Origin of the sequence: Thiomonas sp. 13-64-67, assembly GCF_002282795.1 — a bacterium.
GTDB lineage: Bacteria > Pseudomonadota > Gammaproteobacteria > Burkholderiales > Burkholderiaceae_C > Thiomonas > Thiomonas arsenitoxydans.
Genome location: NZ_NCKP01000029.1, coordinates 22,681 through 35,470, shown reverse-complemented (window position 1 = coordinate 35,470; position 12,790 = coordinate 22,681). Strand labels below are relative to the sequence as shown.

Annotated in this window: 13 protein-coding genes (1 of these 13 cut by a window edge); 5 read left to right on the top strand and 8 right to left on the bottom strand. The window is 62.5% G+C overall.

What is annotated here, in order from left to right:
* Nucleotides 1-1,473: the 3' portion of an efflux transporter outer membrane subunit gene (locus B7X30_RS08745; protein WP_286730261.1), read on the top strand. It extends 282 nt beyond the left edge of the window; 1,473 of the gene's 1,755 nt are visible here — the last part of the coding sequence; its start codon lies off the left edge, out of view; the stop codon is at nucleotides 1,471-1,473.
* Here B7X30_RS08745 and B7X30_RS08740 read toward each other — a convergent pair.
* Genes B7X30_RS08740 through B7X30_RS08730 form a run of 3 tightly spaced genes read right to left on the bottom strand, consistent with a single transcriptional unit; the run spans nucleotide 1,454 to nucleotide 4,535 of the window.
* Nucleotides 1,454-1,774 (bottom strand): c-type cytochrome, encoded by a 321-nt coding sequence (locus B7X30_RS08740; RefSeq protein ID WP_013105428.1) that lies wholly within the window; start codon nucleotides 1,772-1,774, stop codon nucleotides 1,454-1,456. The two genes, B7X30_RS08745 and B7X30_RS08740, sit on opposite strands and share 20 nt — an antisense overlap.
* Before the next feature lie 30 nt (nucleotides 1,775-1,804).
* Complete coding sequence (locus B7X30_RS08735; RefSeq protein ID WP_286730260.1) at nucleotides 1,805-3,049, bottom strand: hypothetical protein; 1,245 nt, start codon at nucleotides 3,047-3,049, stop codon at nucleotides 1,805-1,807.
* A gap of 4 nt (nucleotides 3,050-3,053) precedes the next feature.
* Nucleotides 3,054-4,535 carry a cytochrome ubiquinol oxidase subunit I gene (locus B7X30_RS08730; RefSeq protein WP_286730259.1) on the bottom strand — a complete coding sequence of 494 codons (1,482 nt, stop codon included), beginning with the start codon at nucleotides 4,533-4,535 and terminating at the stop codon, nucleotides 3,054-3,056.
* A gap of 505 nt (nucleotides 4,536-5,040) precedes the next feature.
* Between B7X30_RS08730 and B7X30_RS08725 the strand changes: the two genes are divergently transcribed.
* On the top strand, nucleotides 5,041-5,532 hold the full coding sequence (locus B7X30_RS08725; RefSeq protein WP_286730258.1) for a hypothetical protein: 492 nt from the start codon (nucleotides 5,041-5,043) through the stop codon (nucleotides 5,530-5,532).
* A 20-nt stretch (nucleotides 5,533-5,552) separates the two neighbouring features.
* Here the strand turns inward: B7X30_RS08725 and uvrC are convergent, their stop codons facing one another.
* Together uvrC and B7X30_RS08715 are read right to left on the bottom strand one after the other, a co-directional pair.
* Nucleotides 5,553-7,496, bottom strand: a complete 1,944-nt coding sequence (gene uvrC, locus B7X30_RS08720; RefSeq protein ID WP_286730257.1) for an excinuclease ABC subunit UvrC — start codon at nucleotides 7,494-7,496, stop codon at nucleotides 5,553-5,555.
* 5 nt (nucleotides 7,497-7,501) lie between these two features.
* The gene (locus tag B7X30_RS08715) at nucleotides 7,502-8,059 is read right to left on the bottom strand and encodes a uracil-DNA glycosylase (RefSeq protein WP_231836414.1); all 558 of its coding nucleotides are present in this window, start codon (nucleotides 8,057-8,059) and stop codon (nucleotides 7,502-7,504) included.
* Nucleotides 8,060-8,189: 130 nt separating this feature from the next.
* Between B7X30_RS08715 and earP the strand changes: the two genes are divergently transcribed.
* Both earP and efp read left to right on the top strand, forming a co-directional pair.
* Entirely contained in the window at nucleotides 8,190-9,356 is a 1,167-nt protein-coding gene (gene earP, locus B7X30_RS08710; RefSeq protein ID WP_286730256.1) for an elongation factor P maturation arginine rhamnosyltransferase EarP, read from the top strand.
* Nucleotides 9,357-9,391: 35 nt separating this feature from the next.
* Nucleotides 9,392-9,946, top strand: coding sequence for an elongation factor P (efp, locus tag B7X30_RS08705; RefSeq protein ID WP_276706360.1), 555 nt, complete (start codon nucleotides 9,392-9,394; stop codon nucleotides 9,944-9,946).
* Between the two features lie 75 nt (nucleotides 9,947-10,021).
* Here efp and B7X30_RS08700 read toward each other — a convergent pair whose 3' ends face one another.
* From B7X30_RS08700 to B7X30_RS08690, 3 genes are all read right to left on the bottom strand, one after another.
* Entirely contained in the window at nucleotides 10,022-10,315 is a 294-nt protein-coding gene (locus B7X30_RS08700; RefSeq protein WP_013122788.1) for a high-potential iron-sulfur protein, read from the bottom strand.
* A 71-nt stretch (nucleotides 10,316-10,386) separates the two neighbouring features.
* Nucleotides 10,387-10,842, bottom strand: coding sequence for a group I truncated hemoglobin (locus B7X30_RS08695; RefSeq protein ID WP_013122787.1), 456 nt, complete (start codon nucleotides 10,840-10,842; stop codon nucleotides 10,387-10,389).
* 27 nt (nucleotides 10,843-10,869) lie between these two features.
* Nucleotides 10,870-11,913, bottom strand: a complete 1,044-nt coding sequence (locus B7X30_RS08690; RefSeq protein WP_286730255.1) for a DUF3034 family protein — start codon at nucleotides 11,911-11,913, stop codon at nucleotides 10,870-10,872.
* Nucleotides 11,914-12,127: 214 nt separating this feature from the next.
* On the opposite strand from B7X30_RS08690, the gene B7X30_RS08685 reads away from it, so the two are divergent.
* Entirely contained in the window at nucleotides 12,128-12,637 is a 510-nt protein-coding gene (locus B7X30_RS08685) for a MaoC family dehydratase (RefSeq protein WP_286730254.1), read from the top strand.
* Nucleotides 12,638-12,790: the final 153 nt, after the last annotated feature.

Genomic DNA, 12,790 nt, shown 5'->3' with positions numbered 1-12,790 from the left:
TGCGCCGCTGGGCCGGATTTCAAAACGCCGCCCGCTCCACAGGCCATGTCGTACACCACCGGTAAGCCGCCCGCCCGCACGGCTTCGACGCCCGGCGAACTGGGTGGCGCGCAGCAGTTCATCGCGGGTCAAACCGTGGCCGCAATGTGGTGGAAGGCATTTGCTTCACCCAAGCTCGACGCCCTGGTCGTGCAGTCTCTGCAGCACAGCCCGACCATCGCCGCGGCGCAGTCCACGCTGCGACAGGCGCGCGAAACCTATGCCGCGCAAAGCGGCTCCACCCTTTATCCACAGGTCAGCGCCACGCTCGGCGCGCAGACCTTGCAAAACAACAGCGCGGCCATGGGACTACCCGGCGGGGAGCGGCGCTACGACTTGTACAACGCGGGGGTTGGCGTGAGCTACGCCTTTGATCTTTCCGGCGGCAACCGTCGCGCGCTCGAAGCACTGGCGGTACAGACCGAATGGCGGCGTTACCAGCTCGATTCTGCGCAACTCAGTCTGGCTGGAGCCGTGGTCGCCACGGCCGTGAAGCAGGCACTGCTAGCCGCTCAGATCGACGCACTGCAGCAAATTCTGGCAGCGCAGCAGGAGCAGCTTGAAATCACTCGCGCGCGCGAACGTCTCGGCGTGGCCACGGCCTCTGACATCGCCACGCTGCAAACCCAGATGGAACAAACCCGCGCCAGCATGGCCACGCTGCGCAACAGCGCTGACCAGGCGGTCCATCTGCTGGCCGTGCTCAGCGGGCAAGAACCCGGCACGGCGAAGAATCCGCGCTTCACCTTGGACGACTTCACCCTACCCGGCGATTTGCCGCTGAGTTTGCCGTCTGAGCTAGTGCGTCAGCGGCCCGACATCCTCGCGGCCGAAGCCTTGCTGCACACCGCCAGCGCGCAGATCGGCGTGACGGTGTCCAAACAATACCCGCAGCTCACTCTGAGTGCGAACCTGGGCAGCCAGGCGCTGACCGCGGCCAGTCTGTTCGGCAGTGGTTCATTGATCTGGGGAGTGGCCGGGCAGTTGGCCCAGCCTTTGTTCAAACCCGGGCTGAAGGCCGAGGCACACGCCGCAGAAGCCGGCTTTGATGCCGCGGCCGGCAACTACCGCGAAACTGTGTTGCAAGGCTTGCGGCAAGTGGCTGATGTGCTGCGCTCGCTGGAACACGACGCCCAAGCCTTGCAGGCACAGAGCGCAGCCGTTGCCTCGGCGCAAACTTCGCTGCAACTGGTGGAGCAGCAATACGCGCTGGGCACAGCCAGCGCGCTGCAACTACTCACCGCGCAGCAGCAGCGACAACAGACCCGCATCGGTCTGATCGCCGCGCAGGCTGCGCGCCTGAACGATACCGCCCTGCTCTATCAGGCGCTGGGCGGCGGACTGCAGCCACAGACGCAGGCGCTGGTGCAAACGCCAACCCATGCGCCTGCGCCTGCCGCATCGTCTGCTGGGCTTACTTCTTCCCCGGTTTGATGTCGGCGAAGTACATCGCCACTTCGTCGATATCGTTGTTGCTCAAGGGCTTGGCCATCGGCCCCATGACATCATTGGGACGCTTGCCGTCGCGGAACTCCCTGAGGGTCTGAACCAGATAGTCTTTGTTCTGGCCCGCCAGGTTGGGATAGGTCGGCAGGATGGCATGACCATCAACGCCGTGGCAGGCAAAGCACACGCCGAATTTGGCGCTGATCGCGGCCGACGGTGCGGCCTGGGCCATGCCGACGGTGAACAAGACGCCCGCGACGGTCAGGGAGAGAGATTTCAAAAGAGTCATGATGGAGAGTTCCAAATTCAGGGGCGCACATCAAAGGATGTTGCGCACATAGGCCCACACGCCAATGGCGAAGAATGAGGCCATCCAGGTCCAGTTGATCCAGACCGCCACATCGCCCAGACGGGATACGGTGCGATCCGCGGTGTAAAGCCCTTTGACCTTGCCGGCTTTCCACAGCATGGTGGTATAGAACGCCACGAGAGAGCCGCCCACCGCGACAAAAGTGGCGAAGAACCAGACCACTGCGCCCCACTCGTAGTGCGGTTTCGAGGCGAGGTCGTAGTGGAATGGAGCCAGATACGCCACGCGCAGCGCCTCGCGGTCCACCGAGACGACCAGAGCCATCAAGGCGTAGAACGCCATGGCTGAATACGCCTGCAGGGCGGATCCCCCCACGGGCACTTGCCGCGCGTAAAGCACCACGCCGACGATCAGCAGCAGGGTGAGCCAGAACAGCGGCTGGGTGAACACCTGCATGTAGGCAGGCAGCCCCCAGGCCCAGAGCAGGCCGGTGATGAGTTGCAGCGCCACACCCCAGTAAGCGGTCTTCACGCCGATACGGTGCGCCAGGTCCAGATAGTCACTGGGAAAGTCGTCTCGGGCGCGGAAATAGCGTGCGTAGCCCAGCAGAAACACCCCGGTCATGGTCAGCGACATGACGATGAAGAACGCGAAGCGCGGCAGCTCGAAGGCGTGAATGCCCATGCCGTTCATCACCGGCACGCCTTGCGGGGCGTACCACTGCATCCACTTCTGCGGAAACAGCCCCTGATACGACAGCACATGCATGATGAAGCCGTCGAAAATCAGCAGGGAGAGCGCGCCGGTGGCCCACCACACGGTGGTGTCCAGGGCTTGGGCGGCATGCGACACGTCGTGGTTCTTGAAATAGAACACGAACCACATGGTGTAGCCGATCCCCAGGGTGAAGATGAAAAAGATCACCCAGAATGCCGACAGCACATTGCTGGTGTACCAGGACGGGTCATAAATCGTCTGGGTGAACAGCAGCGGCGCCACACCCAGCACGATGGCCATCGACACGGCGATCTTGGCCACCCCGGTCATCGCCACCGACAGCCGCGCCCAGGCGGGCTGCTGGCGGCGCATGAAAGCGATGATGGCCAGCAGTCCCGAGCCGAGAGACAGATTGACGAAGGCGATGTGAAACGACCAGGTCAGCACATTGAGATACTGGAAAATCCACGCAGGCGCTGGCAGACCAGCCGGGTCCTGCAAGGCGTGCAGCATGGCGGAAACGGATGCGTTATCCATGATGTCAGTCCTTTGCTTGGGTAGGTTGCTGATCAGCGGCCTGCGCCACCGCGGTGCGCAGCGGCGCCGCAACGGGCGCACGAGCGATCAGACGACCCTCGGCGTCCACCGTGCCGGCATTGACGGCAGCCAGGAAGGTGGCGAGGGCCTTTTGCTCGTCGCCGGGCAGATCGATCTTGGGCATGTAAGGCACCGTGCCATGAGCGAGCGGCCCGGCAAGGAAGCCCTGGATCATCGCCACGTCCGTCGTGCCGTGCAGCAGCTTGGGCAACGGGCGCAGCGGTCCGTCCTTGTTGATCGAGTGGCAGTTGGCGCAGGACATCACCGCCAGCAATCGCCCAGCCTCCATCTGGTTCTGCGGTGTGATCACCCTCAGATCGGCCGGCACGAACGCTGCCGCCTTGAGCAGACCCTCTTTGGCGATGATGGGCACTTCGTCCTTGATGCCCAGGCCCGGCACGTCGCGCCCGATGGTCTGGTTGGAGTACATATATTGCCCCACCACCCAGGGTTTGCGCAGGGTTTCGCGGGTGCGTTCTTCTGGCCAGATTCCCGCGACCAGCAGGATGACCACCATGGCTGCAGCCAAGGGCACGCGCACCGCTTGCGGCTTGAGATAGATCCAGAGCAGATAGGCGCCAATCAGCAGCGACGTGACCATCAGCGGCACGAAGGTGGTGACGCGGACATCGACATAACCAAACCAATGCGGCATCCGGTCCTTGAGGATGACCAGCGCATTGGGCGGCAGCGTGGCGACGTACCACATGAATGACAGCGCCCCGCCGACCAGACCGGTGAGACCGAGTCTGGCTACGGTCTGCCCCACGTCTCGCCGCAGCGGATCCCCTTTGGGGATGGCGGCGACGATGATGCTACCCACCACTGCGGCCGAGGTGAGCATCAGGAAGCCCCGATCGGCAAGCTGCGCGGCAAAGTTCAGGTTGTAGAACGCATCGAACACCGAGCCGGTGAGATACCAGCGGTCGCTGCCCGGCCACATCATGAACGACAGGATGCCGATGATCAGCACCAGCGTGGCCACAGAACTCACCACGAATGTCCAGGTGATTTTCAGGTGCGTTTTCGGATCGATCTTGCCGATGGTGTAGACCAGCGCGTAAACCCCGATCACCTCCACGGTGAAAAACACCCACTCGGTGGCCCAGGCCCAGACGAAATTGTGGATCAGCGCGGAAATGCCGCGCGGGCTGGCAACCGTGGTGGAATACCAGATGCCCGGACCGGTGACCGAGCCCCAGATGTACGAAAACACCAGCAGAAACATGCCGTACTTCTTGATGTACTGCATGATTTCCGGCTTGTTCTCACGCACCGACCGGCTCTCCAGCAGGGCAAACAACACAGCGGCGCCAACCGAGGTGTTGGACGCCAGCACATGAATCGTGCCGATGATGCCCATCACCCAGGCCGTGCCAATTTGGGGCACGTACCACGTCGGGTAAATGCCAAGCAACTCAGACATACAAACTCCTTCAAGCAATGTGTCGACGGTGGATCACGGTCTTGACGCCGCTGGCCGTCAGGTTTCTATCCGTACATCAGTATTCGCTGATATAGATCAGGGAACAAGATGACAAAACGCCGCTGGGAAAACCCTGAATGCCCGGCCGAAATGACCCCGATTGGCGCCGCCGCTAATCCACACGCGACGGTTCACCGCACCGGAGTTCAGGCTTCAGCAACGCACCCTTCTGATGCAGGCAGGGCGAAGCCTAGACGGGTTGCGTGCCGTAGCGGCGGCAGCACAAAACGGGCGCTTGATCTATATCAATTCGGAATTCGGGGTGGGGGGAATTTCAACCGCAACAGATATTCCCAAGGCGCTTTTACCGTATCGATGAACAAACCTGCGGCCCTTTGCCGCACAACTCCGGTTTTTGTGTGAGATCAACAGACAATCTGATACATCTGATTACATTCATGTTTACGTGCTGCCTTTTGCAGCAACAGACCCATAGGAGATTGCCATGCTGACTTCCACCCAACAACGCTTCAAGCGCAGCGCCGCCGCGTTCTTTCTCTGTTCCTTACTCGGCTTCGTCGCCCCGATGCAGTCCGTCCGAGCCGAACGCCCCGCCTATGACCTGGGCGAGCCGGTCATCGCGCTGGTTCCCATCATCAAACAGCACGAAAAAGCGCTCAAGCTCGATGCCGCCCAGCAAGAGCAGTTTGCCCAATGGCTCAAGACCGCACCCGCCAAACGCCAGGCCGCTGAAGACAAGCTGGCCAACACCCGCCTGCAACTGCGCGCTGCGCTGTTGGATGGCATGGGCGACACCCCCGAGCGTCAAGCCCTGATCGAAGAGATCGGCAAGCAGGAAGCCGCGCTGGTCGCCATGCGCGCGGGCTGCGTAGACAGGATGCGCACTCTGCTGAACCCCGAGCAGTTCAAGGAAGTCGTCGCGTTATACAAGGCCTCGCTGCACAAAACGCACGCGACCAAGTCAGCAGCCCGATAAGTCACGATGCGCTCACTTTTTTAGTGCAGCGCCTTGTAAAGCAGGTGGGCGAGTTCGCGGGAGATGCCGTCCACCGTCATCAGGTCGTCTTCGCTGGCGGCCTCGACGCCGCGAATGCCGCCAAACCGAGCCAGCAGCTTGGCGCGGCGCTTGGGGCCGATGCCGGGAATGTCTTCGAGCCGCGAACCGCCCGTGCGCACCTTGGCGCGCGCCGCTCGCATGCCGGTGATGGCAAAGCGGTGCGCCTCGTCGCGGATTTGCGCCACCAGCATGAGGGCGGCGCTATCGGCCGGTAGCGTCAGCTTGGGGCGGCCGTCGGCAAACACCAGTTCCTCCAGACCGACCTTGCGGCCCTCGCCTTTTTCCACGCCAACGATCACGCCGAGATCCAGACCGAGCTCGGTGAACACCTCGCGCGCCATGCTCACCTGCCCGCGACCGCCATCGACCAGCACCAGATCGGGCAGGCGTGCATCGCCAGGCGCTTCGCCGTCGGCAGCAAGCGCCCCCTGGGCCTGCGCCTCGGCAACGCGCTTGTAACGTCGGGTGAGCACCTGGCGCATCGCGGCGTAGTCGTCGCCCGGCGTGATGTCGTTGATGCGAAACCGCCGGTATTGCGACGGCTGCATCGCGTGTTCGGCGTACACCACGCAAGACGCCTGCGTGGCCTCGCCCGCGGTATGGCTGATGTCGAAGCATTCCGCGCGCAAGCCTTCGGCCTGTTCGGCGTCCAGGCCAAGCGCCTGCGCCAAGGCAAATGTGCGCTCGCGCTGCGAGCCTTCTTCCGCGAGCAAGCGTGTCAGCGCGATCTGCGCGCCTTTTTGTGCCATCTCCAGCCAGTCGCGCCGCTGACCGCGCGGCTGCGTAACCTGCTGCATGCGATGCCCAGCGTGTTCGCCCAGGGCATCGAGCAATTCCGGCTCGACGGGCAAGTCGCACACCAGAACCGGCGGCGGCGCCATCTGCAGGTAATGCTGCGCGACAAAAGCCTGCAGCACCCGCTGCGCGGCCTGGCCGGGAGCGCCCTGTTCGGGGGCGACGCCATCCGCCAGGTCGTCGCCCAACTCCAACGCCGCCTGAACCTGGCTGGGGAAGTAGGCCCGGTCGCCCAGATGCCGACCGCCGCGCACCATGGCGAGGTTGACACAGGCCCGACCTCCCCTGAGCGCCACGGCCAGAATGTCCACATCTTCGGCGCTGCCCACTTCCATGCTTTGCTGCTGCAGTACGCCTGAAAGCGCGGCGATCTGGTCGCGCAGCACAGCAGCCTCCTCGAAACGCAGCGCGTCGGAGAGCGACTGCATCTGCAACTGCAGATCGCCCATCACCACCCCGTGATCGCCGCGCAAAAAGCGCACCGCGTGCTGCACGTCGCGCGCATAGTCCGCCGCGCTGATCTTGCCCACGCAGGGCGCCGTGCAGCGGTGAATCTGGTGCAGCAGGCAGGGCCGACTGCGGTTGGAAAACACCGTGTCCTCGCAAGTGCGCAACTGAAACACCTTTTGCAGCACCGCGATGCTTTCCTTCACCGACCAGGCGTTTGGATAGGGGCCGAAATACTGCTGCTTGCGGTCGGTCGCACCGCGGTAATACGCCACGCGCGGGTACTCGTGCGCCGTGGTGATCTGCAAATACGGATAAGACTTGTCGTCGCGGAACAGAATGTTGTAGCGCGGATGCTGCGTCTTGATCAGGTTGTTTTCGAGCAGCAGCGCCTCGGCCTCGGTGCGGGTGACCGTGGTGTCGAGCCGATGGATGCGCGACACCATCAGCCCGATGCGCGTGCCGCCATGATCTTTCTGGAAGTAGCTCGACACGCGCTTGCGCAGATCGCGCGCCTTGCCCACGTAGAGCAAACTGCCATCGGCCGCGAAGTAGCGATAAACGCCGGGCAGATGCGGCAACGCCGCGACCTGCGCCAGCAGCGCCGCGCTGTGCTCCGGTTGGGGAGGATCGGATGCCATGAGTCTCAGTTCACAAGGTGCAAGGCCTGCTCGAACACCGCGCGAAACATCGAGGCGGTCAAGCGGCCGGTGTTCTGGTTGTAGCGGCTGCAGTGGTAGCTGTCGATCAGCATATAGTCGCCCAAGCGATGCTCTGCGGCATGGGCGAAGCGGGCCGAGGAGGCTTTCTGCCCCAGCGCCATGAGCACCGCGTCGTGCGCTACCTTGCCCAGAGCGACGATCACCCGCAGATTCGTCATGGCCGTGATCTCTGCGGCGATGAATCGATTGCAGGTGCGAATCTCCGCGGGCAATGGCTTGTTTTCAGGCGGCAGACATTTCACCGCGTTGCTGATGCGACAGCCGTGCAGTTGCAGGCCGTCGTCGGCCCGCAGCGTCGAGGGATGATCGCCGATCCGCACGGGTACAGGCCGCGAGGCCAGACCCAGTTCGGTGAGCGTGCCGAACAGCAGCGGCCCGGCACCATCTCCCGTGAACGGGCGCCCCGAGGCATTGGCCCCCTTCAGGCCTGGCGCCAGGCCCGCGATGAGCAGCGGCGCATCCAGCGGCCCCAAAGGCGGCACCGGCAGGCAGGCAAAATCGGGATGATCTTGTTTGACTTGGTGTAAAAAGGCCGCTAGTCGTGGGCACAGACGACAATGCGGATCATAAAAAAGTGAGCTCGAAAGCGGTGCGTCGTCACCTTGCATATTCATGAAAGTCCAACATCGGTGGGATTTGTTTTGCCATGTCGTCGATAACCTCGGCGATATCGGCGTGACTTGGCGACTTGCTCGGCAACTCGCCGCGGAGCACCAGCAACAGGTGCGATTATTCCTGGACGACTTCAGGGCGTTCGCCCATATTGCGCCGCAGGTTCAGCTCCGTGCTGCGGAGCAGAATCTGGCCGGGGTGCAGATTGTGCCTTGGGCCCGGCAGGCCCAGGCCACGCCGGGCGATGTGGTCGTCGAAATGTTCGGCTGTCACCTCAGCGACGCCTTCATTGCGCAGATCGGCAAGGCCTCGCCCCAGCCCGTCTGGCTGAACCTCGAACACCTCAGCGCAGAAAAGTGGGTCGATTTGCATCACCTCAAGCCTTCGCCGCAAAGCGGCGGGCTGATGAAGTATTTCTACTACCCCGGCTTCACCGACAAATCCGGCGGTCTGCTGCGCGAATCCAACCTGATCGCGCAGCGCGACAACTGGCAGATGCAGCCCTCGGCCAAACGCATCGCCCTGCGCGCCCTCGGCCTGCCGCCCCCGCCCGATCATGCGCTCACCGTGCTGTTGTTCAGCTATGCCCGCCAGCGGCTCGATGGCTGGCTGCACACCATGGCCGCTTCCGAGCGTCCGGTCGCGCTCTGGGTCTGTCCCGGCCCGGTGATGACGGCCATCAACACCTGGCTGGACATGACGCTGCAAACCGGCCAGATCACCTCGCGCGGCAGCCTGAGCATCTACGCCCTGCCGTACATCCCGCAGCAACGCTTCGACGAACTGCTCTGGGCGGCCGACGTTTGCATCGTGCGGGGAGAAGATTCCTTCGTCCGCGCGCAATGGGCAGCCAAGCCCTTCGTCTGGCACATCTACCCACAGGAAGACAGCGCCCACGACCGCAAGCTGGATGCCTTCCTCGATCTCTACCTCAATGAAGCCGACAGCGAACTGCGCGACACCGTGGTGCATTTCTGGACCGCCTGGAACCGGGGCCTCGACCTGGCGCCCGCCTGGATGGAGTTTGTGAGCAGCCTGCCCGCCTTGCAGCGCCATGCGCTCAAGTGGTCGCGCAGCCTGCAAACCCAAACCGATCTGGCCAGTCAACTGGTCGATGAAGTGCAGCAACTCGCCAGCAATCGCCCCTCCCTTGCACCCGCCCGGTAAAATGCAGGTTTATCTGAAACTCCACAGGCTGTTCAATGAAGATCGCACAAGAAATCCGCGCCGGTAATGTCATCATGGTTGGCGACAACCCCATGGTGGTGCAAAAGACCGAATACAGCCGCGGTGGCCGCAATGCCGCCACGGTGAAAATGAAACTCAAGAACCTGCTCACCAGCGGCGGCACCGAAGTGGTTTACAAGGCCGACGACAAGATCGACGCGGTCACGCTGGAACGCAAAGAGTGCACATACTCTTACTTCGCCGACCCGATGTACGTGTTCATGGACGCCGACTACAACCAATACGAAGTCGAAAAAGACAATATGGGCGACAGCCTGAACTACCTCGAAGACGGCATGTCCGTCGAAGTGGTGTTCTACGACGGCAAGGCCATCTCGGTTGAAATGCCCACGACCGTGGTGCGCGAGATCATCTACACCGAACCCGCCATCAAGGGCGACACTTCCGGCAAGGTGCTCAAGCCCGCCAAACTCGCCACCGGCTATGAAGTGCCCGTCCCCATTTTTGTCGCCACCGGCGACAAGATCGAGATCGACACCCGCACCGGCGAATACCGCAGCCGCGTCTGACGCCAGATCGAGCCGATCGGCTCACATTGACAAAGCCGCCCGAGGGCGGCTTTGTTGTTTCAATTCAGCCCTGATTTACGAAGAGAACCGCTGGCACCAGCCGTTCGGAAAGATGGTTCCCGCAACCAGTCGGCAAGACCCGCTGGCCGTGGCCGATGAGCCCGGAATGAAGTAGGCGCAGTTGCTGCACTGCTGGCCGCTGTGCGGCATGTCCTGATACTGCACAGCTGCTTTGCTCAGCATGCCGTCGTCGGCCTGTGCCGGCACGATGGCCGCAGCACCGACCACCGCGAGCAGCAGGCCGCCTCGGCGCAACAGACTGCGCCGCTGGGGGTTGGTCAGGGGAAATGACGATTTCGGGTTATGCATGAGTGATCTCCTTTGACACGATACTGAAGCGGAGGCCCGCGAGCCTCCGCAAAACCAGATGCCAATGCGCCTTATTGGTGGTCGACGTGAGGCTCCATCGGCGCCAGAATCGCCAACAACTGGTTCTGCAGCCCCAGGGGCACGTTATTGCTGTCCATGGACTTCTGCAGATCTTCGACCAGGGCATTGAAATCGGCCGTTCTCAGATTCATGCCTTTGTGCGCCTGCCGCATATTCAGCCCGGTGTACTTGCACGGGCCGCCGGTGGCTTCGCACACCTGATTGACCAGTTCCATCTGCAGATGCGGAATATTGGTCTTGGCGAAGAAATGGTTGATGCGATTGTCGGCGGCAACGTTGACGATCATGTCGTGCACGACCTTGGTGATGGCCGGTTTGCCGCCGAGCTGTTCATATAGCGTCTGACCCGAGGTCATCTGAGCATGCGCCAGCGCCGGAAATGCCAGCGCGCAGGTCAGGGCGACGCCGCCGAGATGGCGCGCCAGCGGGAGGGATTGCAGTTTCATGGATGTTTCTCCTGAAAGGGTTAGAAATCAGAACGTGCCGTTGAGCGAGAGGTAGAAGCCTTTGTTGCTAGCCTGGAACGGCAAGGGGCCGAGATCGGCATAAGCGGCGGTCAACGACAGGCTCTTGTTCGGGAAGTAGGCGATGAACACGTCTTTCATCGTGCCGGGCGAACCGATGGCCGTGGCGCTGGAATTGATCGGGTACTTCATGTTGTCGGGTTGCTGTCGGAACTCGCCACCCACGGCCACATCCGGGCGCAAGAACACCGCCGCCGAGCCCTCGAGCTCGGCGTGGTAGCTGTTGTCGCTCTTGGTTCCCAGGGCGCCGGCGATGCCGTTGTTGGCGTTGGTGCCGAAGCCCAGCAGACCCATGGCGTTGGCCTTGGTGCCGCGCAGGGTCAGGTTGACCAGCGTGACGCGATGGAAGATGCCGTTGAGGAATACCTTGGTCGCGGCGACGTAGAAATCGGTACCCGAATCGCTGGCGGCGCCAAAGAATTTCGGAATGCCGATCGGGCCCAGCCCGGAAAAGTTGCTGTTGAAATCGTTGTTTTTCTTGTATTTGATGCCCACGGACACCTGCGGATAGGGCGTATAGAGCACATCGCCAAACAGCCGGGCCTTCAGCCCCAGCACGTCCATGCTGATGGTCTGGTTGCCCAGATTGATGCTTGGCGCTACGCCGCCGCTTTTGATCAGACCCAACCCACCGGGCTGATTGCCCAGCACACCCAGACTGGACAAGCTGCCCAGATTGACGTTGAGATTCTCGTGGGCCACCGAGATCTCGAAGCGGTTGTGAATGCCCACAGCCGCGCCCAGGGTGGTCAGCCCATAGTTCGGCACGGTGACGTAAGTGCCGGTGACCGAGCCGCCGACCTCGTCGCCTGTGTCATACCCGGCAATTACCGCCCAGGGGGTGATACCGCCCCCCGTGGAGCCGCCCACCTCGGTGACCCCGCTGGTCGCCAGCAGCCGACTGCCCTGCGCATGTGCTGCGCTCATTCCCCAGACCCCCAGCCCTGCCACGGCTGTGGCCGCGAGGGTTCTCTTCCAACGATGTGTACTCATGGTCTCGCTCCTTATGGTCAGATGTTCCATCCCACGCGCGTGAAATGACCGCAGCCTCAAGCCGACCCCAGCCGGTTTTGGTCTGCGATATGAGCGATACGCCGCGCCGGAGGCGGTGGATTCAGAAAACTCGAACAAAACACCGAGGGAGATGTAACTCTTTGCATCTTTATCCCGCGCTGCATCACTTTTGGAGTGCGTTTAGCATCAGGCCATGAACACTTCGCCCATCCCACCCGAGTCCGACGTACTGTTTTGGGAAGACTTTCCCGCAGGGGCCGTGCGCGACTGCGGCAGCACCTTGGTCAGCCGCGAAGCCGTGCTCGACTTCGCCCGCCAGTTCGACCCGCAACCTTTCCACGTCGACGATGAAGCGGCCAAAAACTCCCTTTTCGGCGGGCTCGCTGCCAGCGGCTGGCATACCTGCAGCATGGCGATGCGGCTGATGTGCGACGCCTACCTGCTGCGTTCGACCAGCCTGGGCTCGCCCGGCATCGACGAATTGCGCTGGTTGAAGCCCGTCCACCCGGGCGATCGACTGCGCCTGCGCATGACGGTGCTGGCCGCGCGCCCCATGCGCAGCAAGCCCGATGTCGGGCTGGTGCAGTCGCAGTGGGAGCTTTTCAATCAACACGATGACTGCGTGCTGAGCATGAAGGGCTGGGGCATGTTCAAGCGGCGCGCACCGGGCGCCGAGGGCCCAGAGGCTGGCGCGCAACCCTGATCGTCAGGCGAGCGCGCTGGAGTAGGCCGCAGCGTCGCCGCGCTGCGTGGCAGCCAGATGGCCGGAAAATTGCTTGCGGATTCGGCCCCGGCAAGCTGCTGACATACGAGCGACCTACCATTCGAGCCGCGCTTGGCGCACACGATTTCAATG